Consider the following 21,512-nt stretch of genomic DNA (forward strand, 5'->3'; position numbering starts at 1 on the left):
GGTCAGCGATAACGATGCCCCGTCCGTGGTGCCTGCGCCACCCTCTGCGTCAGCGAACTGATTCGTCTGCTGACCGCTGCTGCCAGCGGTGTAACCAGCGGCTCCAGCGTTCAAACAGCATATCCACGCAAATCGCCAGCAGCGCGACGATTGCCGCACCCTGCAAGACATAGGCGGTGTTGAAGCCGCTCAGCCCGATGATGATCGGTGAACCAAGGCTCGATGTGCCGACCGTCGAGGCAATCGCCGCCGTGCCGATATTGATGATAACCGAAGTCCGGATCCCGGCGATGATCACCGGTGCCGCCAGCGGAATCTCCACTTTACGCAACATCTGCCAGCGGCTCATGCCGACACCCTGGGCAATTTCCCGCGCCGAGGCAGACACGGATTCAATTCCGGCAATGGTTCCCTGCAATATCGGCAGCAAGCCGTAAAGGACCAGCGCGATGATCGCCGGTTTTTCGCTGAACCCCATCACCGGTACCGCCACGGCCAGCACCGCCACCGGCGGAAAGGTCTGCCCCATCGCCACCAGTGTCTCCACCAGTGAGCGAAATTCTTTTCCCGCCGGGCGCGTAACGCCAACCCCCGCCGCCACGCCGATCACCACCGCAATCAGGCTGGATATGCCGACCAGCATCAGATGCGCGGCCACCAGCGAGGCAAAACTTTCCTGCTGATAAACCGGCCGGCTCAGTTGCGGAAACATCCAGTGAAACACCCCGCCGAGCGAGGTCATGCCGAAGATAAGCGCCAGCAATAAAGCGAACAACCAGGGTAAGGGATCGGTGATGACCCGCCGTAAACCTCGTTTCATGCCTCACTCCTTTGCGCGGTGAGATCGGCAAAATGCAACACGCCGACCGGTTGCCCCTGCTCATCCACCACCGGCAGCTGCGCAGCCTGCTGCGCGACAAATGCAGACAACGCCTGACTCAGGCTCATCGACGCCCGCAGCGGTTTCTGGCTGCCGGTATAGTGCTCGCCGTGGCGGGTACGCGAACTGACATCCTGCAACGACAGCAGACGAATGCCCATGTCGCTGCCGCCAAAGAAATCGCGCACGAACGGCGTCGCTGGTTTGGTCAGCAACTCCAGCGGCGTTCCCTGCTGCACCACCTGCCCGTCGTTAAGCAGCACAATGCGGTCGGCCAGCGTCAGCGCTTCATCAATATCATGAGTCACCAGCACAATGGTGCGGTGGGTCATTTTATGGATGCGCGCCACTTCTTCCTGCAACGTGGCGCGGGTCACCGGGTCAAGCGCGCCGAAAGGTTCATCCATCAGCAACACTTCCGGGTCAGACGCCAGCGCACGCGCCACGCCGACGCGCTGTTGTTGCCCGCCGGAAAGCTGATGCGGATAACGCTGACGAAACTGTTTCGGATCGAGATTGAGCAGCGACAACAACTCGGTCACGCGGTCGCGGATTTTCGCCTTCGGCCATTTCAGCAGTTGCGGCACCGTGGCGATATTCTCCTCGACCGTCCAGTGCGGGAACAGGCCAATCGACTGGATCGCATAGCCCATCCGGCGGCGCAGATCCTGCGCGCGGAATTTTTCTATCGGTTCACCGGCAAATAGAATTTCCCCCCGGTCGTGCTCCACCAGCCGGTTAATCATTTTCAGCGTGGTGGATTTTCCGGAACCGGACGTACCGATCAGCACCGTGAATTCGCCTTTGGCCATTTCCAGCGTGAGATCGCGCACGACCGCTTTTCCGGCAAAGTGTTTGCTAACCTGCTTGAAATGAATCATCTGCGTGAAGTTTCCAGTAGTGAGACTGCGAATTTAAACAGGCTGTCGACGACCACCGCCATCAGCACCGCCGGGATGACGCCAAGCAGCACCAGATCCAGTGCACTGCTGAGTAATCCCTGGAACATAATGGCACCGAGGCCACCCGCGCCGATAAGCGCCGCGACCATCGCCATACCCACCGTTTGCACCGCGACAATGCGGATGCCGGTGAGAATGACCGGCAAAGCAATGGGCAGTTGTACGCGGAAAAATATCTGAACCCGGTTCATTCCCATGCCGCGCGCCGACTCGATCACCGCTTCCGGCACCGAATCCAGCCCGGCGATCACGCCGCGCACCAGCGGCAGCAGCGAATACAACACCAACGCGATAATCGCCGGTGCCAGCCCGATACCGCTGATGCCATGTTCCGCCAGCCACGGCAGTGCTTTCGCAAGCCCGGCCAGTGGCGCAAGCAGCAGGCCAAACAGGGCGATCGACGGCACGGTCTGAATAATATTGAGCACCGACAACACAGCGCCGCGCCAGCGCGGTGAGCGGTGGCAGAACAAACCGACCGGCAGGCCGATCAGCACCGCAGGCAGCAGCGTGCCGGACAAAATGCCCAGATGCTGCCACAAGGCGTCGTTAAACACGTCGGAGCGGTTATCGTATTCTTTTAACAATGAAAGTTCGGCCAGCTGGCCGTACGCCAGCAGCAACACTACCGGCAATATCATCTGGACGTTGAGCACAATCCGCAGGCTGTGGTTGCGGGTAAACCGGGAGATGGCGTCAGAGGCGATCAGCAGACACAGCGCCGAGGCAGCCCAGAAACCGCCGCCAAGCGACGTGCGCGCAATGCTGTCCTCATCGCCACCGGTCAGCTGCACTGCGCTGTGCCCGGCCAGCCACACCAGCGCCGCCAGCAGAATTTCCGCCAGCAACATCACCAGCAGGTGATGTTTTCCGTATAACGTGAGGAAGGCCGCCGCCAGCAGTAACAGCGCGGGCAGCAAAATCAGCGTGGAGCTGCCGTGCAGCAGCGTCACTAATGAAATGCCCTGCCCCGACACCAGCCGGTTCGGCGCATGGCTGAGAAATGCCAGGCCATAACCGGCCAGCAAAAGCAGCAAAACCAGCGTCAGCAGCACGCGGTTTTTGACGAATGAATGATGAGTCAAAACAGTACCTGAGTCCGGAGAGCACGACACGCAGGCCGTGCTCTGGGCGTCACTGCCCGATTATTTTTTAACGAAACCCTTTTCCTGCAAATACTTCGCCGCGACTTTCTTCGCATCCAGCCCGCCGACCGCGATTTTCGCATTCAGCGTTTGCAGCGTTTTAGTATCCAGCGAAGCGAAGACCGGTTTCAGCAGCGCCGGAATGTTCGGATGGGCTTTCAGCGCGGCCTCACGGATGATCGGCGCAGGTGCATAAATCGGCTGAACGCCTTTCGGATCTTCCAGCGTTTGCAGGCCGAGTGCGGCCACCGGGCCGTCAGTACCGTAAGCCATCGCCGCATTCACACCGGAGGTTTTTTCCGCTGCGGCTTTGATTGTGACCGCCGTATCGCCGCCCGCCAGTGACAGCAGCTGCGCCTGATTCAGCTTGAAGCCGTAGGCATTTTCAAACGCCGGTAATGCATCAGGACGTTCGATAAATTCTGCCGACGCCGCCAGTTTAAAATCGCCGCCGGAGCTGATGTATTTGCCCAGATCAGCCAGTGATTTCAGGCCATGGGCACTCGCCAGATCGTTACGCACCGCGATGGTCCAGGTATTGTTCGCCGGGGACGGATCCAGCCAGACGATTTTATTCTGGTCGTAATCGAGCTTTTTCACTTTGTCGAAACCGGCCTGCGCATTTTTCCACGCCGGGTCTTTTTCGTCTGAGAAGAAGAAAGCACCGTTACCGGTGTATTCCGGGTAGATATCAATTTCACCGGCAGAGATCGCGCCGCGCACCACTTTGGTCGTACCCAGTTGCAGCTTGTTGGTGGTCTTGATGCCGTTAGCTTCCAGCACCTGAATAATGATGTTGCCGAGCAGCGATCCTTCGGTATCAATTTTCGACCCCACGCGCACCGTCTCATCCGCCGCATGTGCGGTGAAACTCATTGCCGACAGCGCCAGCAATGCTGCGGTCATTCCCCGCATCCGCCCTGTTCTTGCAGTCATGGTAAGTCCTCTTTTTGATTTTTTGGGTGTATGTCGCCGGGCGACGGTCTGGCAAATTAGCTTTCATCAGTGAAAACAGCGTGCTGACAAGGATAGTTCAATTTTGGGTAAGGGGTCTGATGGTGAGTTATAAAAGCAGGGCGTAACCGGCCTGGGAAATGCGTATTGCTGCACAGCTAATCTGCGAAATGGATAATGCCGGTTGGCACAGCGTGCAGAAGGCGGGAGGTGAACTGATGAGGGGTTTTAAGCGCAGGCTTAGATCGCTTTGTTTTAAGTTATAGCCATTTGATGTGATGTCTCGGGTAATCAGGACTTGTGACCGGCATCACGTCGCCTCTATGCTGGTTTTTTTGTCAAAAAGCGTAAACAAAACCATGTCTGATTCTATTGCGGCCTCTCCCGCCGCCTCTTCAGGGTACTCCGGCGCGGCGGATGCGGCGTCTGATCAACCGGTGGTGATCCGTTCCGCCTCCGATATTACGCAGTTAGTTAACCGCGGCGCCGCGAAACTCAGCGACGCGCGCGTGGTGATTGCCATCGCACTGGGCGGCGTTTTCCTCGACGCTTACGATCTCGGCGCGCTGGCCTTCGGCATGAAAGATATCACCCGCCAGTTCGGGCTGACGCCTTCCGGCGCAGGCTTTGTGGCCTCGGCGATCACCTTCGGGGCGATTGTCGGCGCACTGTTCGGTGGGTATCTGACCGACAAAATTGGCCGTTACCGCGTGTTCATGGCCGACATGTTCTTCTTCGTGATTGCGGCGCTGGCCTGTGCGTTTGCGCCAAATGAATGGGTGCTGGGCGGCTCGCGTTTTGTAATGGGGCTGGGCGTGGGCATCGATTTGCCGGTGGCGATGGCGTTTCTGGCGGAGTTCTCAAAACTGCAGGGGCGCGGCAATAAAGCCTCGCGCGTGGCGATGTGGTGCCCGACGTGGTACGCCGCCATCAGCGTCTCCTATCTGCTGGTACTGCTGCTGTATGCGGTGCTGCCCGCCACGCACACCGACTGGTTGTGGCGTCTGATCCTCGGTTTCGGCGCGGTGCCTGCCATTCTGATTATCGCCATCCGCCACCGTTATATGAATGAATCGCCGGTGTGGGCGGCCAATCAGGGCGACCTGCAAGGTGCGGCGGCTATCCTGCGCAAGTCTTATAACATCAATGCCGTTGTTGCTGACGATGCGGATAAAACGCCGCAGGTAAAAGTGCGCAAAGCCGCATGGCGCAACTACGGCACGCTGTTGCAGGGCATTTACCTGCGCCGCACCGTGCTGGCGACCGTCACCGCCGTGGCTTCGTCGTTTGCTTATAACGCCGTGGCGTTCGGGCTGCCGGTGATTTTATCGAGCTTCCTGCAACAGTCGATGATCAGCACCATTCTGTTTTCACTCGGTCTGAACCTGTGCTTTGCCTTCGTCGGCGGGCTGATTGCGGTGCGTTACGTGTCGAAATTTGGCGCATGGAAAATGACCTACGCCGGTTACGCCTGCCAGCTGGTGGCGATGATCGGCCTCGCGCTGGTGGGCCGCCCGGCAGACGGCGGTGAAGCGGCGATCTCCATCGCTATGCTGGCATTATTCCTGTTCGGTCAGGGTTTCGGACCCGGCTCGCACACCATGACTTTTGCCTCGCTGAGTTATCCGACTTCCCTGCGCGGCATGGGCGTCGGCTTCAACCAGACGCTGATGCGCGCCAGCTCAACGCTTTCCCTGTTCCTGTTCCCGGTACTTTCTGCGGCACTGGGCACCGGCGTCTTCTGGGTGATCGCGTTAGCACCGCTGGCGGGATTGATCGTGCTGACCGCGATACGGTGGGAACCATCGGGATATGATGTCGATGCTGAGGATTTTAATGCCGAAGCCGGGCATTAAGGCGGCTTAATCAGTTCAGAACGAGAAAATTTCGGTTTCTTACGTGCGGTGATCACTTATCACGCTGCGCCGAAACCGCCCAAGAGAGGGAAGTGCTTTCCCTCTCTTGGATCTCTCCCCGCTTTTTCAACACGCGCTCCGCTCGCTGGCTATGTTTCAGGTAGCACGGCGACAGGCTGGAAATCTTGCCGCTGCGCGGTGCCTTCGTTTCGGGTTTGCAGCCTCTGGTCTGCAACCTCTCACTCAGCAAGATTTCTGAATCGCCCGCACGATCTTAAATTCAAAACCCATTCCCGTTGGCTTTTCAAATCAAAATCAGTGAGGTTGTGAAGTAATAGCCTGAGGCCGGTTCCAAAATTCCGCCGGAGGAGAGGCGCAAAACCGCGCGTCTTTTTGCGCGGGTTGTAGCCCGAACGAAGGGAACCGCGCAGCGGCGGGATTTGCGGCTATCGCTGCGGTACCTGAAACATAGCCAGCGAGCGGAGCGCGCAGTGAAAAAAGCGCGGGAGTCCAGAGGGCGCGCGCTTACGCGTCCTTTGGGCCAGTGTGGGCGGCGAGCCCACGGTCTTGACCTTAAAGCCAGTGTTGAGCGGCTAACTCAACGCATCAAATCACCGCGCTTCTCGGCGCAAAAACATACCCCACGCCACTTTCGATCATCGCCGCCACCAGCTCGAATCCGCCATTCGGTTTACTCTGGGCAAACTCCATTTCGCTGGTAAACACCGGGGATACCCAAAACTGATTCACCGGGTCGCCGTAAATTTTCGGCAGACGCATTTTGTCCGCAGGTCCGCACAAGGCAGAGGAGATCACGTGGCCTTCGAAACCCATCGGGGCCATCGGTGACATCAGCGTGTGGCCTTCACCGAGCCAGCTCAGGGTGGTCCAGGGCACCTGCGCATAGCCGGAAAGCGCGCTCGCCATCTGCACGGCATTTTCTTCGCTGACGTACTCTTTACCGACCGAAAACGCCAGTTCGATACGACGGTGCTTTTCGGCTTCATCATTGAAAATAATATCGATTTGCGGCATCGGGCGGATGCTCATGCCCACAGTGAAGAAATAGTAATTCTCGTCATCCTCATGCTGGGAAATCGCCATCGGCGGCCAGCTGCCCTGATTGATCAGATAGTATTTCAGCGAGGGGCCAAAACGGTCTTCATAAGATTCCAGCAGCTTGCGCTGGATTTTCGGCCAGGGGTTGCTGAACTCATTTTGCCAGTCGCGCCAGAACAGACGGGTTTTTTCCGCCAGTTCGCACTGCGTGTTGGTTGAGGCAGAACCCAGCGGGAAGGTCAGCGGGTTCTCTTTGATGCAGCCGGCGGAATAACACACCGAATGATCGATATACAAACTCCAGCCGGGGATCACCGCCAGCAGCAAACCCTGATACCACAACGCGGCACCGTCATCACTTTCGTTCCATAAGATCTGGATCTGCGACGGATCCAGCGGCGCTTCGCCCTCCAGATTGCGGCAGTATTGCGCCGCCAGCATCGGCGATATGCCGTGCTCCATCGCCTGCGTGTCATCGTTTACCGGCGCAGGCACCAGGTTACGCACCCAGCAGGCACGCATTTTCGGAAAACGGTCGCGCAAATCCTCGCGGGCGAATATGTAGAAATACACCACGCGGTTATCCTGCTCGACCAGCGCGGTCAGGGTTTGTTTGTCGTTACTGACTTCAGCAACAATGTCGGACTGGCGCATATGACCTCGGCAATATTAGGAAGCTTATTATTCCCTGTGATGGCCAGTGTAGAACGTATAAGCAAGCCCGATAACGGGCAATATTCCCAAAAATCCCCGATAAATCATCGAAACAGGCGCTTTTTTCACAAAATGAGGCGGTTAACGGCAATACAGACGAAACAGTTGCGCCAGATGTGCCGACATCGGGGTGAGCGTCGTGTCGCGCCGCTGAATCAGATAAAAGGTCGCTGTGGGCAGCGGAACATCCAGATCCAGCGCCACCAGACTCTGACCAATCACCGGATCGCTTATCACATCCACCGACAACACGCTGAGGAAATCCGTTTTGGCGATAAGGCTGGTGCAGGACATAAACGTCTCGCAAATCACGCTGATATTGGGCTCCGCGTCCATTTCACTGAACACTTCGCTGAGCAGTTTGTAGTAACTGCCGCGCGGGGTGGGCAAGGTCCAGTCGCAGTGCAAGAGTTCTTTCATTGAACGTGCGTTTTGCATCGGATGCCCGCGCCGTGCGACCACGCGATACTCTTTATCCATAAGCTTTTCATATAACAGTTCGTTATCAAAGGGGCCCTGATAATAGGTATTGACGGTGAAATCCAGCTCGCCCTGCCGCAACTCCGGGATCATCGACACCAGCTGTCCTTCGGCGATGCGCACCTTCACATTGGGGAATTCGCGGTGAAAACGGTCAATCACTTCCGGCATAACGGTGCGCGCAATGCTGGCACCGACCCCGATATTCACCCTACCGCTGGTGCCCCCCAGACGCTGGGTAATATCTTCCTGCGCCACCCGCAGCTCTTCCAGAATCAGGCTTGCACGCTTGAAAAACCCCTCGCCACAGTCGGTCAGCGTCACCCCCTGACGGCGGCGGATAAACAATCTTGCCCCGAGACTTTCTTCCAGCTCTTTAATCGATTTGGTCAGTGCGGGCTGAGAAAGATTCATCATCCGGCTCGCGGCACGAATACTGCCATGACGCGCGACGGACACAAACGCCCTCAGTTGATGCATTTTAATTTGTGATGGCATGAGATTCTTTGATAACCCCTGACTATCACTAAGAAGATTTTGGCATCTTATATGCCCTGATTGCTTTATGTACATTGAAAATCATCTAAGGCCGGCAAGTCCCCTCCAGATTTAGGTTTCCTCCTTTCTGCCTCCCGCCGCAGAAAGCCTGCATGTCTGTGAAAATAAGAGAGTCCGTGATGGTAAATGAGATTTCTGAACGCGTAGAACAGCTGTTCCCTTCCCTGCAAAAGCAACGCCGTGATTTGCACAAATATGCCGAATCCGGCTGGCTGGAATTTCGCACTTCCACGCTGGTGGCCGATCGTCTCGAAAAGCTCGGCTATTCGCTGCAACTGGGCAAAGAGGTGATCGACGCGCAGTCGCGGATGGGTCTGCCCTCCGCCGCCGTATTAGCCGAACAGGAACAGCGCGCGCTGGAACAGGGGGCGATTGCCCGCTGGATGCCGCATTTTTCCGGCGGTTTCACCGGCATTGTCGCCACGCTGAACACCGGGCGTCCCGGCCCGGTGATGGGTTTTCGTGTCGATATGGACGCGCTGGATTTGTGTGAGGTGCTGGAAGATGGGCATCGTCCGTTCCGCGAAGGGTTTGCGTCCGCCAATAACGGCATGATGCACGCCTGCGGCCACGACGGTCACACCACCATCGGCCTCGGGCTGGCGGAGGTACTGATGCAGATGCGCGACCAGCTCTGCGGCACCATCAAACTGATTTTCCAGCCTGCCGAAGAAGGCACGCGCGGCGCGAAATCCATGGTGGAAGCAGGCGTGGTGGACGACGTGCAGTATTTCACCGCCGTGCATATCGGCACCGGCGTACCGGCGAATCACATCGTTTGCGGTAACGATACCTTTATGGCGACCACCAAGCTGGACGTGCATTTCACCGGCGTCGCGTCGCACGCCGGCGGCAAACCGGAAGACGGCCGTAACGCCCTGCTGGCAGCGGCGCAGGCAACGCTTGGGTTACACGCGATCCCGCGCCACAGCGGCGGTGATTCACGCATCAATGTCGGCGTTTTACAGGCCGGTACCGGGCGTAACGTGGTGCCTTCCAGCGCCACGATGAAAGTGGAAACGCGCGGCACGACCAATGAAGTGAACGAATTTATTTATCAGCAGGCGCTGAAAGTGATTTCCGGCGCAGCCGAAATGCATCAGGTGAAATTCGACATCAGACTGATGGGCGCGGCGCAAAGCAGCACGCCAACGCCTGCCTGGGTGAATTACATCCACTGTCAGGCGGAAAAACTCGGCGAGTTCGAACAAATCATTGACCGTCAGGAAGGCGCAGCCGGTTCGGAAGACGCCACCTATATGATGGAGCGGGTCAAATCGCGCGGCGGCGAAGCCTCTTACGTGATTTTCGGCACCGATCTGAGCGCAGGCCATCACAATGAACTGTTTGATTTCGATGAAAAAGTGATGACTCAGGGCATTAAAACGCTGGCGGCGCTGGCGCTGAACATCGCTGAATTCAAAGGAGAGAACTGATGGCGGATCAACACAATATCGTCAGTTTTATCAATGATTTTATCGATAACCAGCAACCTGCACTGGCGAAAATCAGTGATGCCATCTGGGATCACCCTGAAACCCGCTTTGCAGAATCGTTCTCCTCGGCATTGCTGGCCGACACACTGGAAGCCAGCGGATTTGTCGTTGAGCGCAGCGTCGGCGGCATGGACACCGCGTTCATTGCCCGTTTTGGCAGCGGCAAACCGGTGATCGCCCTGCTCGGCGAATTCGATGCGCTGGCCGGTTTAAGCCAGAAAGCCGGTTGCGACGTGGCGCAGCCGCTGGTGGAAAACGGTAACGGCCACGGTTGCGGCCACAATCTGCTGGGCACCGCCGCACTCGGCGGCGCGCTGGCGGTGAAAGCCTGGATGGAGCGCGAAAACATTCAGGGCACGGTGCGTTTTTACGGCTGTCCCGGCGAAGAAGGCGGTTCCGGCAAAACCTTTATGGCCCGCGAAGGGCTGTTTGATGATGTCGATGCCGCGCTGACCTGGCACCCGGAAACCTACAGCGGCATGTTCAGCAACCAGACGCTGGCCAATATTCAGGCCTCGTTCAGCTTTAAAGGCGTGTCCTCACACGCCGCCGCCGCACCGCATCTCGGCCGCAGCGCGCTGGACGCCCTGACGCTGATGAATACCGGGGCGAACTTCCTGCGCGAGCACATTATTCAGGAGGCACGCCTGCATTACGCCATCACCAACGCAGGCGGGATTTCGCCAAACGTGGTGCAGGCCGATGCCGAGGTGCTGTATCTGGTGCGCGCACCGCAAATGGATCAGGCGCAGGCGATTTTCGAGCGCGTGGTGGATATCGCCAAAGGCGCGGCGCTGATGACCGGCACACAGATGTCGATGCGTTTCGATAAAGCCTGCTCCAACTATGTGCCAAACCGTACGCTGGAAAGCGCGATGTATCAGTACGTGCAGGCTTTCGGCACGCCGCATTACACCGCCGAAGAGCGGGCGTTTGCGGCGTCGATTCACGCCACGCTGAGCGATCAGGATATCGATAATAATCTGCTGAATATTTCCCGTACCAGCGGCGCAGAAGGCGTGGTATTCGCCGAAACCCTGCGCCATTCCCCGCTGACAGACGCCGTTGCGCCGTATGCCCCGAACGGCAATATCCTCTACGGCTCAACGGATGTCGGCGATGTCAGCTGGCTGGTGCCCACCGCGCAGTGTTTCAGCCCGTGTTTTGCGGTCGGTTCGCCGCTGCATACCTGGCAGATTGTGTCGCAGGGGCGTACCTCTATCGCCCATAAAGGCATGTGTCTGGCGGCAAAAGTCATGTCATCGACCGCCATAGACCTGTTCACTCAGCCGGATTTACTGGCGGCCTGCCAGAAAGAGCGCGACGCACAACGCGCACGGCGTGCGTATCACTGCCCGATCCCGGCGGGCGTAAAACCTTCACCATTGAAGTAAATCATCAGCAGGAACCCGCTCATGCGCGCCCCGTTCCGGCACGCATGAGCGGCATAAATATAAAAAAAGACAAACACGACAGAGGGTTAACAGATGAGTATTCAGGCGCAAGATTCCGGCCAGAGTCCGGGAGGATTTCTCCAGTGGGTTGAACGTGTGGGTAATAAAATTCCCAACCCGTTTTTATTGTTTGTATATCTGATTGCCGTGCTGATGGTCGCGAGTGCGGTGATTTCATGGCTGAATATTACGGCGGTAAATCCGAGCAACGGCGAAATCATCCAGGTTAAAAATTTGCTGAGTGTGGAAGGCATTCAGTGGATTTTGCCAAACGTCATCAAGAATTTCAGCGGATTTACCCCGCTGGGTTCAATACTGGCGCTGGTGATCGGTGCCGGGCTGGCGGAACGTGTCGGGCTGCTGCAAAGCCTGATGTACAAAATGGCCTCCAAAGTGAATGCCCGTTACGCCAGTTATATGGTGATTTTTATCGCCTTCTTCAGCCACATTTCTTCCGACGCCGCGCTGGTGGTGATGCCGCCGCTGGGCGCGCTGATTTTCCTCGCGGTCGGGCGTCATCCGGTGGCCGGTTTGCTGGCCGCCATTGCCGGGGTCGGCTGCGGTTTTACCGCCAATCTGCTGATTGTGACCACCGATGTGTTGCTCTCCGGCCTGAGTACCGAAGCGGCGAAAGCCATTAATCCGGCGGTGCAGGTCAGCGTGATCGACAACTGGTACTTTATGGCAGCGTCGGTGATCCTGCTGACCATTGTCGGCGCCGTTCTGACGGATAAATTCGTGGAACCGCGCCTGCCGGTGTATCAGGGCGAGCGCAATGAAGAGATGAAAAAGCTGACGCCGGAACAGAACCGCGGCCTGATGGCGAGCGGGATTGCGGCGCTGGTGTTTATCGCGCTGGTGGCGTTGCTGGTGGTGCCTGAAGCCGCACCGCTGCGCAACCCGAAAACCGGCGGCATCATTCCTTCGCCCTTTATTCAGGGCATTGTGCCGCTGATCATTTTGTTCTTCTTCGTGATTTCTGTGCCTTACGGCATGGTGACAAAGCAAATTCGCAGCGCCAGTGACGTGCCGGACCTGCTGGTGGATCCGATGAAATCGATGGCCGGTTTTATTGTGATGGTGTTCCCGCTCTCCCAGTTTGTGGCATTTTTTAACTGGAGCAACATGGGGAAATTCATGGCGATCGGGCTGACGGATGTGCTGGAAAATCTGGGCATGACCGGCATTCCGGCTTTCCTCGGGCTGATTTTCCTCTCGGCGTTGCTGTGCATGTTTATCGCCAGCGGCTCGGCCATCTGGTCGATTCTGGCTCCGATTTTTGTGCCGATGTTTATGCTGCTCGGCTTCCACCCGGCGTTCGCGCAAATCGTGTTCCGCGTGGCGGATTCTTCGGTGATCCCGCTTGCGCCGATGTCGCCGTTTGTGCCGCTGTTCCTCGGATTCCTCCAGCGGTACATCAAAGAGGCGAAACTCGGCACCTATTATTCGCTGGTGCTGCCGTATCCGATTGTGTTTTTCGTGGTGTGGCTGCTGATGCTGGTGGGCTGGTATCTGCTCGGATTACCGATTGGACCGGGTGTGTATCCGCACCTGTAACGCTCAGTTAAGACGTCCCATACGGCGCATGGCGCGGTGCCATGAGCCGTTTCTTACCGCCCAGCGCAGCACGCTGGCAATGCGGCGGATGGCGAAACGCAACATTTGACGTTTCGGCCTGAAAATGGAAATACCCAGTTGCCTGGCCGCCCAGTCAGGCAATAATTCTATGCCCGCCTGAATCATCAGGCTGCCAACCGGCTTTGCCAGACGGCTTGGGGCGGGGGCATTTTGCAACAATCTCACCACTTCCCGCGTGCGTTCATCACAGCGTAACTGCGGGCGCATGGCCTGCAGATAAGCCTCTACGGCTGCCACGCTGTCCGGAACGTTGGCAGAACCCAGACTTTCCGCCACACGGGCGAATTCCTGATAATAACGATTCTGATCGTCCAGACTGAGTGCCGGATTGCGGTAACGAAGATGGGATTGCAGAAAACTGTAGGCTTCGGTGACGTGTACCCAGACCAGCAACTGCGGGTCACTGGCGGCATACGGCGTGCCAAAAGCATCCGTGCCGGTCACACGTAAATGAATGGATTTTACTTTTTCGATTAACGCATTGGCATCGCGCGTCGGTCCGAAGGTGGTGCAGGAAACAAACTGGCTGGTGCGCCGCAAGCGGCCAAGCATGTCTTCACGAAATGAGGAGTGATCCCAGACACCGGCAAGCGCCAGCGGATGAAGCATCTGCAACAGTAAGGCACTGACGCCGCCGCACAGCATAGAAGTAAAATCGCCATGCACCCGCCAGGTCACGCTTTCCGGGCCAAACAGCCCCGGATCGCCCGGCGGATGTTCAAAATCGATACCACCGGATGCCAGGCCCGAAAGACTCAGCACCTGGCGTTCAATTCTCTTTCTTACCCATGCATCAGGACTCATCAATGCGCAGCAGTGCTGACTACCGTTGCCCTGCTCAGCTGTGGCCAGATGTTCATGACTACGTCAATCAGCTGATTCAGCTGGGCGGAAGAGGCGCCATCGCGTGCCTGAACCGAGAAGCCCTGAATCGTACAGGCGAGGTATTTCGCCAGCAGTGCGCTGTCAGTCACAGAGGGCATTTCGCCAGCCTGTTTTCTTTTCTCAAAGAACTCAAACAATGAGCGTTCCTGAGAGAGATGGCGTGCGCGCAGCATTTCTGCGATATCCGCAGAGGATGAAGACATCCCGGACGAGGCGCTGATCATAAAGCAGCCGCTCGGCGTGTCGCAGTCTGTAAACAGCTCCGCGATAGCCCGCAGATACTGGCCGATGGTTTCTTCGACGGACAAATCTGTTTTGCTCAATAAACATGAGCTCTTTTCGTAAAAGTTAGTCAGATAATGTTCAACGGCTGCGCGAAATAGCCCTTCTTTATTACCGAATTCGGCATACAGCGTGGGCGCTTTTGCACCTGTCGCTTCGACCAGATCCGCCAGCGACGTGGCCTCATAGCCGTGGCGCCAGAATAAATTCAAGGCCTTGCTCAGAGCAGTTCCACGGTCAAACTGTTTTGGGCGACCGCGACTTTTCCGGACCAAAGCCGTCTGTTCAGTGCTCATACACCCTCCTTCCATCACCATTGTGATTATGGTTGTTAAAACTATTCGTTATAAAAATAACTTAACGATCATTATTAAAAATAGTTGCGCACAAGTCCAGCGGAGATTATCATTTAATTATCGAGCGATAAGAAAATCACTCAAACCCGCAAAGCTGCACAAGCTATAAGCGTTTTTACACGTAACACACCCAGGACGTAACATCATGAGTAATCTTAAAATCCTTCTTGCAGTTATGGCTTTAACCGCTGTCCCGGTTGCCAATGTTGCCGCACAGCAGGTTATCATGATGCCTTTACTGAGTCAGGAAGTGGCCATGGTCAATGTGACCGGGGACAGCAATTACTGCAAACCCGGTACCTATGTGAGTAAAAAAACCTCACAAGGCCGTATTTCAACTTCTCCGACTCAGCCACCTGCTCCGTCAGCCTCTGGTCATACACCCGCTTCTATCTACTATTAGAAGAACCGGGCGACTGACGACTGACTCTCAGCGCAGGAATCACGATAAGGCGGCCCTGGTCGCCTTATCTTTTACTCTTCCGGTAAGAACGCCCCCAGTTTTAACACCCTCCCCCGTCAGAACCAACCATTAACCTAGCGATCATTAATGATTCATTCAGCACAAAATTGGATAAGCAGTTTTCATTCGTGCGGGGAAGTAGTTTAAAAACATAAAATTAACGAAAACCAAACAAACCGGCCTTTTCATGTGATCTCTGTCACAGCACAATAAGTTAACGCTCATTAAAAAAACATCTTGCACAAACTGTCGCCAACCTCTAACATTTACTTATCGAACGTTAACTAATAAATAACGTTGACCTGAAAACTGAGGCCTCTGAACAAGTGGCCCCGACCAAAAAATAACGCACAGGATTAAACATCATGAAAACTATCGCAATGAGCATCGCAGCACTGACACTCGCCACCGCGTCTTTCTCAACACTGGCAGCAACAGAAGTTCAGTCAGCACCCGCTTCCCAGCAAGTCGTCGGTACCATCAGTGCCTCATCTAATGGTGACCTGAGTACCCTGCAGTCAAAACTGAATGCAAAAGCCACTGAAGCCGGTGCAAGTTCATACCGCATCATCGGTGCTTCCGGTGACAACCATCTGTACGGCACTGCTGAGATCTACAAATAAGAATGATGAACGCGTTAGCAGATTGTTCCGCACAATTAGTTAACGATTAATAAATAAATAAGTTGCGCAGAATGTGATCCAGGTCTAAGATTTACTTATCGAACGTTAATTAATAACGTCGGACTGAATAATCATCTGCTGATAAACAGAATCAAAAGGAAGACATCATGAAAAACATCACTATGACTCTCGCCGCTCTCGCACTGGCTACCGCTTCTTTCTCCACCCTGGCCGCGACTGAAGTTCAGTCTGCTCCGGCAGGTCAGCAAGCCATTGGTGTGGTTAGCGCCACGTCCGGTAACAGCCTGACCAGCCTGCAGAACAAGCTGAACGCGAAAGCCAGCGAAGCCGGTGCAAGTTCTTACCGCATCATTGGTGCTTCCGGTGACAACCATCTTTACGGTACTGCTGAGCTGTATAAATAAGCACGCAGGACCTTAGCACCAGGGTAATCAGCATTTAAATTATCCATTAATAACTTAAATGCTAAATCGGACAGAAGACAGCTTTGCACAATAAATGAACGTTGGTAACAACGCCGGGCAAAGCTTAAAAAACGAATTGAGGAAAATATTATGAAAAACATCACTATGACTCTTGCCGCTCTCGCACTGGCTACCGCTTCATTCTCAACGCTGGCAGCAACTGAAGTTCAGTCTGCACCAGCAGATCAGCAAGCAATCGGTGTTGTCAGCGCAACAGCAGGTAACAGCCTGACCAGCCTGCAGAACAAACTGAGTGCTAAAGCCAGCGAAGCCGGTGCAAGTTCTTACCGCATCATCGGTGCGTCAGGCGACAATCATCTGTACGGTACAGCTGAACTGTACAAATAAGTCTGATGGTATAAGCAGGCAGTAAGCAGAAGAGGCGGCGTTTGCCGCCTTTTTCGTGCCTGCGATCCGACAAATCACTTCACACGCTTTCATCCCCTTCTTTTTGTGCTACATTTTTGTCTTACGTTTCCATTCAGGTTCTTCATTCCAATGTAACGAATTCTCATCGCTGACAGTTTTTATATCCCTGTTGCCTCCAGGCAATACGGGGGTTTCTGTTATTTCAGATGAGAATCTCATTCATGAATTCGCTATTGCATGCGCTGATACGCGCATTACGCAGTCACCGCTGGCTGCGTCTGCTGGGTTGTGCCTTTATTTTATCCTCGCTCGGAAATGGTCTGACGCAGGTAGTGGTTTTTGGTCAGCTGCTGCGCTGGCAGGCTTCGCCCGCGACACTGACACTCGCGTATATGCTCGCAACGCTGCCCGGTTTTTTCGGCAGTGTCTGGGGCGAAAGACTTTGCCGGAAAATGTCACCGCTGCGCATTCTGATCCTGTGTGAATTACTCGGTATGCTGGCCCTGATAATGCCGCTGTATGGTGTGCTTACGCATAATATCCCGGCACTGCTGGCCGTTCAGTCTGCGGAGGCTTTATTTAGCGGCATGAGTTATCCGGCGCTGACGCTGTTGTTCAAACGCGGACTTAGCACTGAAGAACTGCCGGCGGCCACGGCGCTTGAAACACTGATTTTTTCGGCGCAGGTATTGCTTGGCACAGGATTGGGCATTTTACTGTTTGATCTGTTTTCACCGCTTAGCCTGCTGGCCCTGGATGCGCTGAGTTTTGCAGCCTCTGCGGCTCTGCTGGCCGGATCATTAGCCCTCTTCAAAACGTGTTCCCCCACTGCTGCCCCGCCTGACACCGATGCAAAACCGTTCCTACACTGGAAAACGTTTACGCCTTTGCAAAAACGAAGCGTCTTGCTGCTACCGGCACTCGCGGCGGTGGGTTCTCCGGCGATGGCATTGTTACCGGCTCTGGCGCAACAAATGCAACCGCAGGATACGGCCAGCCTGGCACTGCCGTTGTTGTTTGCGCGCAGTCTGGGGCAACTTTGCGGCCCGCTGCTGCTCAATGCAGATAAACTGCGGCATTACGGCGCCAGCAATCTGCGGCTTTTGTTATGTCTGACGCTGTTTCTGGGCGGATATTTTCTGTTACCGCACGTTGCCTTATGGCCGCTTGCCGCACTGGCGCTCATCTTCATTGCGCATCTGGCCTCAAACGTGGTGTTTGCATTGGGGACTTTCGGCGTACTGAGACATTTTCAGGACGCGGATGTTGCGCGGGCCAGCGCCCTCGCCTGGCGCGGACAGGTGTTCATTGCCGCTATCGCTACCGGCATTGCCGGATATCTGGCAGAAAATACCGGGGCCGCGACAGCACTTTATAGCGTTTCACTCACCAGTCTGGCCGGTGTCGCCCTTCTGCTCTGGCGCTACCGGGCGTAATTAGCATCACAAAACACAAAAGGCAGAGATCTCCCTGCCTTCTTCATACTCCCGTAAAACCCGCCGGTCAGTTAGCCGAGCTTTTGAGCTGGTTGTCCTGCTGATGTTGCTCCAGCGCCAGTTCAATCAGGCGGGTGATCAGGTCAGTGTAACCTAAACCACTGGCTGCCCAGAGTTTCGGGTACATGCTGATATTGGTGAAGCCCGGCAAGGTATTGATCTCGTTGATCACCACATCACCCTGCTCCGTCAGGAAGACATCGACCCGCGCCATGCCGCGACATTCCAGTACCTGAAATGCCTGTAATGCGATTGCACGAATGCGGTCGTGTGTTTCCGGTGGCAAATCCGCGGGAACAGCGATGGATGCGCCGGACTCATTGATATATTTGGTATCGTAAGAGTAGAAGTCGTCATGCAGGATCACTTCGCCGCACACGCTGGCCTGCGGATGATCGTTGCCTAATACCGCGCATTCAATTTCGCGGCCTTTGATTGCCGACTCCACCAATACTTTATGGTCGAAGCTGAACGCGTCATCCAGAGCACGAAGGTAACCGGCCTCATCGCTGATTTTACTCACACCGACCGATGATCCCTGATTCGCCGGTTTGATAAATAACGGCAAACCGAGTTGCTGCGAAACACTGGCAAAGGTGTTTTTCTGACGATTCGCGCGGGTCAGACAGACGAATGGTGCGACGGAAAGCCCGGCATCGCGCAGCAAACGCTTGGTCACGTCTTTGTCCATGCTGACTGCCGACCCTAAAACGCCGGAGCCGACAAACGCGATATTCGCCATGCGCAGTAAACCCTGCAAAGAGCCGTCTTCCCCCAGCGTACCGTGGACAATCGGGAAGATCACATCCACCTGCGACAACGCACTGGCGCTGTGGGTTTCGATTAACTGATTTTCGGTCTGACCGGGGATCAGCGCGACCTGATTATTCGAGCGGTTAAGGGCAATCAGCGAGGGGTTTTCAGCGTTGATCAGGTAGTTGCTGGCATCATTAATATGCCATTCGCCTTTCTTATCAATACCCAATAACGTCACATCAAAACGTTTTTTATCAATGGCATCGACTATGTTTTTCGCCGACTGCAATGACACTTCATGTTCTGCCGATTTACCACCAAAAATGATGCCTACCCGTAATTTACTCACCTGCTGCTCCTTGCTGCCAGCGTGAGGGCTGGCAGCGAATTTTTCTGTTAACGTTTTGGCTTAAAACTAGTCAACCACAAATAATTTCGCGCCAACCGGCGTCGATGAACGATGCGCCTCTGCATTGTCCGCCACCTGATAACTCATCCCCGGAGAAAGCGTAAACGTGCGGCCATCCTCCAGGCGCGTGTGCAATTCACCTTCCAGACAAAACAGAACGTGGCCCTTGCTGCACCAGTGATCTGCTTCATAACCGGCGGAATATTCCACAATGCGAACGCGTATATCGCCAAATTTCTGGGTGCGCCACAGCGCCATCCCCACATCGCCCGGATGCTGAGTCGGCGTGACCTCGCGCCAGTCGGTGGTGCAAAACGGAATCGCATCAAGCTTCATGAATTTCTCAGTGTCGGAAAACAAGGAAAGCCAGCATAAAAGTGAGCGCTTAATTTATCAATCGCTTGCTAAAACAAAACCACGGGAGACAAAACCGGCTTTGGAAGAAAAGTTACGTAAAGACGATTAATCTCAGAGACAGCCCGCAGCCCTCGCGGGCTGTGGCCTGTAAGCAGGCAGCCAAAATACGGTGAAAAGACTGTGTTGCCGGAGGTGTCTGTGCGACAGACTTCACGTTTTATCGACTATGCTTATTGTTCGAATGAGACAGCGGAAACATAACGCAGAAAGGCGTACGCACCTCAATTCCAACGCGCGGCTGATTTTTAAAGCGGCGCGCCACAAAACAAGGAGCACCACATGCCATATCAAACGATAAATCCGTTCAACAACAAACTCATCAAAGAATACCAGACGCACAACGATAAGCAGGTCGAGGAAACGCTGGCCACCGCCCATGCGTTGTACAAATCCGACTGGGCACAGGGCGATATCCAGCAACGTGTGAAAGTCCTGCATAAGCTGTCGGAAATCATGTCATCGCGCGTCGATGAACTGGCCAAAATTGTCAGCGTCGAGATGGGCAAGCTTATTGAGCAAAGCCGTGGCGAAGTGCAAATTTGCGCAGACATTGCGAAATTCTATGCCGAAAAAGCGGAAGAATTCCTCAAACCTGTGCCTTATAAGTCAGACCTGGGTGAAGCCTGGGTAGAGCACCATCCTATCGGCGTGATCATGGCCGTCGAACCGTGGAACTTCCCGTTCTACCAGCTGATGCGTGTTCTGGCACCGAACCTGGCTTCCGGTAACAGCGTGATTGTGAAACACGCCAGCATTGTGCCGCACTGTGCGGAAACCTTTGAAAAACTGGTGACCGAAGCCGGTGCGCCTAAAGGTGCTTATACCAACCTGTTTATTTCGCAGGATCAGGTCGCGTCAATCATTGACGATGACCGAGTTCAGGGCGTGGCGCTGACCGGTTCGGAAAAAGCCGGTGCCGTGGTCGCAGCCCGTGCTGCCGGTAAGCTGAAAAAATCCACGCTGGAGCTGGGCGGGAACGACGTGTTTGCCGTGCTCGACGATGCGGATATCGATAAAGCGGCTAAAGCCGGTGCGCAGGCACGTATCTCCAACGCAGGTCAGGTGTGTACCGCGGCCAAACGTTTCATCATTCATGAAAAAGTCGCCGATGAATTCCTGAAAAAATTCACCGATCACTTTAAAGCGCTGAAGATGGGCGATCCGCTGGATAAATCCACCACGCTGGGCCCGTTGTCCTCTGCCGATGCGGTGAAAACGCTGAGCAAGCAGGTGGATGACGCCGTAAAACACGGGGCGAAACTGCACTTTGGCGGTAAAAAGGTGACAGACAATCCGGGTAATTTCTTCGAGCCAACGATTCTGACGCACATTACCCGCGACAATCCGGCATATTTTGAAGAGTTCTTTGGCCCGGTCGCCCAGGTGTATGTGGTGAAAAATGATGAGGAACTGGTGAAACTTGCCAATGACTCGCACTACGGCCTCGGCGGTTCGGTCTTCACCAAAGACATGGACCGTGCCCGTAAGCTGGCAAGCCAGATTGAAACCGGCATGGTATATGTCAACTCACCGACAGACACCGCCGCTGAACTGCCATTTGGTGGGGTTAAGCGCTCAGGTTTTGGTCGCGAGCTGTCAGATCTGGGGATCAAAGAATTTGTGAACCAGAAACTGGTCGTGCTGGCTGCGAAATCGTAACTATTTCAACCAGAGTTCTGTACCCAAAATAATTCAGGCGGCAGGAAGGCCGCAAGCGAAGGAAACCCGATGAGCTGACTGATGCCAGTGATTCGGGTGACTGAATGTCGCCAACG

General features: G+C 55.2%; 20 protein-coding genes. 10 read left to right on the forward strand and 10 right to left on the reverse strand.

What is annotated here, in order from left to right; all coding sequences use genetic code 11:
- Positions 1 to 49: 49 nt before the first annotated feature.
- The 4 genes from ACO0U8_RS04350 to osmF are packed head-to-tail and all read right to left on the reverse strand — an operon-like array spanning position 50 to position 3,902.
- The gene (locus ACO0U8_RS04350) at positions 50 to 820 is read right to left on the reverse strand and encodes an ABC transporter permease (protein ID WP_217204873.1); all 771 of its coding nucleotides are present in this window, start codon (positions 818 to 820) and stop codon (positions 50 to 52) included.
- The gene (locus ACO0U8_RS04355) at positions 817 to 1,761 is read right to left on the reverse strand and encodes an ABC transporter ATP-binding protein (RefSeq protein ID WP_056778360.1); all 945 of its coding nucleotides are present in this window, start codon (positions 1,759 to 1,761) and stop codon (positions 817 to 819) included. The genes ACO0U8_RS04350 and ACO0U8_RS04355 overlap by 4 nt, the downstream gene beginning before the upstream one ends.
- Positions 1,758 to 2,927 (reverse strand): ABC transporter permease, encoded by a 1,170-nt coding sequence (locus ACO0U8_RS04360; protein ID WP_421670368.1) that lies wholly within the window; start codon positions 2,925 to 2,927, stop codon positions 1,758 to 1,760. The genes ACO0U8_RS04355 and ACO0U8_RS04360 overlap by 4 nt, the downstream gene beginning before the upstream one ends.
- 60 nt (positions 2,928 to 2,987) lie before the next feature.
- Positions 2,988 to 3,902: a glycine betaine ABC transporter substrate-binding protein OsmF gene (osmF, locus tag ACO0U8_RS04365; RefSeq protein WP_371414303.1), complete on the reverse strand. Its 915-nt coding sequence runs from the start codon at positions 3,900 to 3,902 to the stop codon at positions 2,988 to 2,990.
- A 398-nt stretch (positions 3,903 to 4,300) separates the two neighbouring features.
- On the opposite strand from osmF, the gene ACO0U8_RS04370 reads away from it, so the two are divergent.
- Positions 4,301 to 5,797, forward strand: coding sequence for an MFS transporter (locus ACO0U8_RS04370; protein ID WP_122096108.1), 1,497 nt, complete (start codon positions 4,301 to 4,303; stop codon positions 5,795 to 5,797).
- Positions 5,798 to 6,403: 606 nt separating this feature from the next.
- Here the strand turns inward: ACO0U8_RS04370 and ACO0U8_RS04375 are convergent.
- Positions 6,404 to 7,510, reverse strand: coding sequence for a suppressor of fused domain protein (locus tag ACO0U8_RS04375; protein WP_056778354.1), 1,107 nt, complete (start codon positions 7,508 to 7,510; stop codon positions 6,404 to 6,406).
- Between the two features lie 141 nt (positions 7,511 to 7,651).
- Positions 7,652 to 8,548 carry a LysR family transcriptional regulator gene (locus ACO0U8_RS04380; protein ID WP_056778350.1) on the reverse strand — a complete coding sequence of 299 codons (897 nt, stop codon included), beginning with the start codon at positions 8,546 to 8,548 and terminating at the stop codon, positions 7,652 to 7,654.
- 179 nt (positions 8,549 to 8,727) lie between these two features.
- Here ACO0U8_RS04380 and ACO0U8_RS04385 point away from each other — a divergent pair, with 179 nt between their 5' ends.
- From ACO0U8_RS04385 to abgT, 3 genes are all read left to right on the forward strand, one after another.
- Positions 8,728 to 10,044 carry a M20 family metallo-hydrolase gene (locus ACO0U8_RS04385; RefSeq protein ID WP_421670672.1) on the forward strand — a complete coding sequence of 439 codons (1,317 nt, stop codon included), beginning with the start codon at positions 8,728 to 8,730 and terminating at the stop codon, positions 10,042 to 10,044.
- Complete coding sequence (locus ACO0U8_RS04390; protein WP_421670369.1) at positions 10,044 to 11,498, forward strand: M20 family metallopeptidase; 1,455 nt, start codon at positions 10,044 to 10,046, stop codon at positions 11,496 to 11,498. Before ACO0U8_RS04385 ends, ACO0U8_RS04390 begins: the two co-directional genes overlap by 1 nt.
- Before the next feature lie 93 nt (positions 11,499 to 11,591).
- The gene (gene abgT / locus ACO0U8_RS04395; protein WP_122095815.1) at positions 11,592 to 13,115 is read left to right on the forward strand and encodes a p-aminobenzoyl-glutamate transporter; all 1,524 of its coding nucleotides are present in this window, start codon (positions 11,592 to 11,594) and stop codon (positions 13,113 to 13,115) included.
- A 3-nt stretch (positions 13,116 to 13,118) separates the two neighbouring features.
- Here the strand turns inward: abgT and ACO0U8_RS04400 are convergent, their stop codons facing one another.
- Both ACO0U8_RS04400 and ACO0U8_RS04405 read right to left on the reverse strand, forming a co-directional pair.
- Positions 13,119 to 14,000: an oxygenase MpaB family protein gene (locus tag ACO0U8_RS04400; protein ID WP_056778336.1), complete on the reverse strand. Its 882-nt coding sequence runs from the start codon at positions 13,998 to 14,000 to the stop codon at positions 13,119 to 13,121.
- A complete protein-coding gene (locus ACO0U8_RS04405; protein WP_183846274.1) occupies positions 14,000 to 14,659 on the reverse strand; it encodes a TetR/AcrR family transcriptional regulator in 660 nt (219 codons plus the stop codon). The genes ACO0U8_RS04400 and ACO0U8_RS04405 overlap by 1 nt, the downstream gene beginning before the upstream one ends.
- Before the next feature lie 205 nt (positions 14,660 to 14,864).
- On the opposite strand from ACO0U8_RS04405, the gene ACO0U8_RS04410 reads away from it, so the two are divergent.
- From ACO0U8_RS04410 to ACO0U8_RS04430, 5 genes are all read left to right on the forward strand, one after another.
- On the forward strand, positions 14,865 to 15,122 hold the full coding sequence (locus tag ACO0U8_RS04410; protein WP_122095817.1) for a hypothetical protein: 258 nt from the start codon (positions 14,865 to 14,867) through the stop codon (positions 15,120 to 15,122).
- A gap of 425 nt (positions 15,123 to 15,547) precedes the next feature.
- Positions 15,548 to 15,805 (forward strand): multiple stress resistance protein BhsA, encoded by a 258-nt coding sequence (bhsA, locus tag ACO0U8_RS04415; protein WP_056778325.1) that lies wholly within the window; start codon positions 15,548 to 15,550, stop codon positions 15,803 to 15,805.
- A 167-nt stretch (positions 15,806 to 15,972) separates the two neighbouring features.
- Positions 15,973 to 16,230, forward strand: coding sequence for a multiple stress resistance protein BhsA (bhsA, locus tag ACO0U8_RS04420; RefSeq protein WP_413529359.1), 258 nt, complete (start codon positions 15,973 to 15,975; stop codon positions 16,228 to 16,230).
- Positions 16,231 to 16,380: 150 nt separating this feature from the next.
- Complete coding sequence (gene bhsA / locus ACO0U8_RS04425) at positions 16,381 to 16,638, forward strand: multiple stress resistance protein BhsA (protein WP_056779142.1); 258 nt, start codon at positions 16,381 to 16,383, stop codon at positions 16,636 to 16,638.
- 242 nt (positions 16,639 to 16,880) lie between these two features.
- Positions 16,881 to 18,095, forward strand: coding sequence for an MFS transporter (locus tag ACO0U8_RS04430; protein ID WP_421670370.1), 1,215 nt, complete (start codon positions 16,881 to 16,883; stop codon positions 18,093 to 18,095).
- A gap of 67 nt (positions 18,096 to 18,162) precedes the next feature.
- Here ACO0U8_RS04430 and ddlA read toward each other — a convergent pair whose 3' ends face one another.
- Together ddlA and ACO0U8_RS04440 are read right to left on the reverse strand one after the other, a co-directional pair.
- Complete coding sequence (gene ddlA / locus ACO0U8_RS04435) at positions 18,163 to 19,260, reverse strand: D-alanine--D-alanine ligase (RefSeq protein ID WP_421670371.1); 1,098 nt, start codon at positions 19,258 to 19,260, stop codon at positions 18,163 to 18,165.
- 66 nt (positions 19,261 to 19,326) lie between these two features.
- Positions 19,327 to 19,656: a DHCW motif cupin fold protein gene (locus ACO0U8_RS04440; RefSeq protein ID WP_056778304.1), complete on the reverse strand. Its 330-nt coding sequence runs from the start codon at positions 19,654 to 19,656 to the stop codon at positions 19,327 to 19,329.
- A gap of 360 nt (positions 19,657 to 20,016) precedes the next feature.
- On the opposite strand from ACO0U8_RS04440, the gene ACO0U8_RS04445 reads away from it, so the two are divergent.
- Positions 20,017 to 21,396 carry an NAD-dependent succinate-semialdehyde dehydrogenase gene (locus tag ACO0U8_RS04445; RefSeq protein ID WP_122095819.1) on the forward strand — a complete coding sequence of 460 codons (1,380 nt, stop codon included), beginning with the start codon at positions 20,017 to 20,019 and terminating at the stop codon, positions 21,394 to 21,396.
- The last annotated feature ends 116 nt before the right edge of the window (positions 21,397 to 21,512 follow it).

The organism is Rahnella sp. EDr1-12 (genome assembly GCF_049206505.1).
Classification (GTDB): Bacteria; Pseudomonadota; Gammaproteobacteria; order Enterobacterales; family Enterobacteriaceae; genus Rahnella; species Rahnella rivi.

What these genes read in the sequence shown, in the direction of transcription:
- ACO0U8_RS04350 (WP_217204873.1), bottom strand. Translation starts at nt 820, where the DNA reads ATGAAACGAGGTTTACGGCGGGTCATCACCGATCCCTTACCCTGGTTG.
- ACO0U8_RS04355 (WP_056778360.1), bottom strand. Translation starts at nt 1,761, where the DNA reads ATGATTCATTTCAAGCAGGTTAGCAAACACTTTGCCGGAAAAGCGGTC.
- osmF (WP_371414303.1), bottom strand. Translation starts at nt 3,902, where the DNA reads ATGCGGGGAATGACCGCAGCATTGCTGGCGCTGTCGGCAATGAGTTTC.
- ACO0U8_RS04370 (WP_122096108.1), top strand. Translation starts at nt 4,301, where the DNA reads ATGTCTGATTCTATTGCGGCCTCTCCCGCCGCCTCTTCAGGGTACTCC.
- ACO0U8_RS04375 (WP_056778354.1), bottom strand. Translation starts at nt 7,510, where the DNA reads ATGCGCCAGTCCGACATTGTTGCTGAAGTCAGTAACGACAAACAAACC.
- ACO0U8_RS04380 (WP_056778350.1), bottom strand. Translation starts at nt 8,548, where the DNA reads ATGCCATCACAAATTAAAATGCATCAACTGAGGGCGTTTGTGTCCGTC.
- ACO0U8_RS04385 (WP_421670672.1), top strand. Translation starts at nt 8,728, where the DNA reads ATGGTAAATGAGATTTCTGAACGCGTAGAACAGCTGTTCCCTTCCCTG.
- ACO0U8_RS04390 (WP_421670369.1), top strand. Translation starts at nt 10,044, where the DNA reads ATGGCGGATCAACACAATATCGTCAGTTTTATCAATGATTTTATCGAT.
- abgT (WP_122095815.1), top strand. Translation starts at nt 11,592, where the DNA reads ATGAGTATTCAGGCGCAAGATTCCGGCCAGAGTCCGGGAGGATTTCTC.
- ACO0U8_RS04400 (WP_056778336.1), bottom strand. Translation starts at nt 14,000, where the DNA reads ATGAGTCCTGATGCATGGGTAAGAAAGAGAATTGAACGCCAGGTGCTG.
- ACO0U8_RS04405 (WP_183846274.1), bottom strand. Translation starts at nt 14,659, where the DNA reads ATGAGCACTGAACAGACGGCTTTGGTCCGGAAAAGTCGCGGTCGCCCA.
- ACO0U8_RS04410 (WP_122095817.1), top strand. Translation starts at nt 14,865, where the DNA reads ATGAGTAATCTTAAAATCCTTCTTGCAGTTATGGCTTTAACCGCTGTC.
- bhsA (WP_056778325.1), top strand. Translation starts at nt 15,548, where the DNA reads ATGAAAACTATCGCAATGAGCATCGCAGCACTGACACTCGCCACCGCG.
- bhsA (WP_413529359.1), top strand. Translation starts at nt 15,973, where the DNA reads ATGAAAAACATCACTATGACTCTCGCCGCTCTCGCACTGGCTACCGCT.
- bhsA (WP_056779142.1), top strand. Translation starts at nt 16,381, where the DNA reads ATGAAAAACATCACTATGACTCTTGCCGCTCTCGCACTGGCTACCGCT.
- ACO0U8_RS04430 (WP_421670370.1), top strand. Translation starts at nt 16,881, where the DNA reads ATGAATTCGCTATTGCATGCGCTGATACGCGCATTACGCAGTCACCGC.
- ACO0U8_RS04440 (WP_056778304.1), bottom strand. Translation starts at nt 19,656, where the DNA reads ATGAAGCTTGATGCGATTCCGTTTTGCACCACCGACTGGCGCGAGGTC.
- ACO0U8_RS04445 (WP_122095819.1), top strand. Translation starts at nt 20,017, where the DNA reads ATGCCATATCAAACGATAAATCCGTTCAACAACAAACTCATCAAAGAA.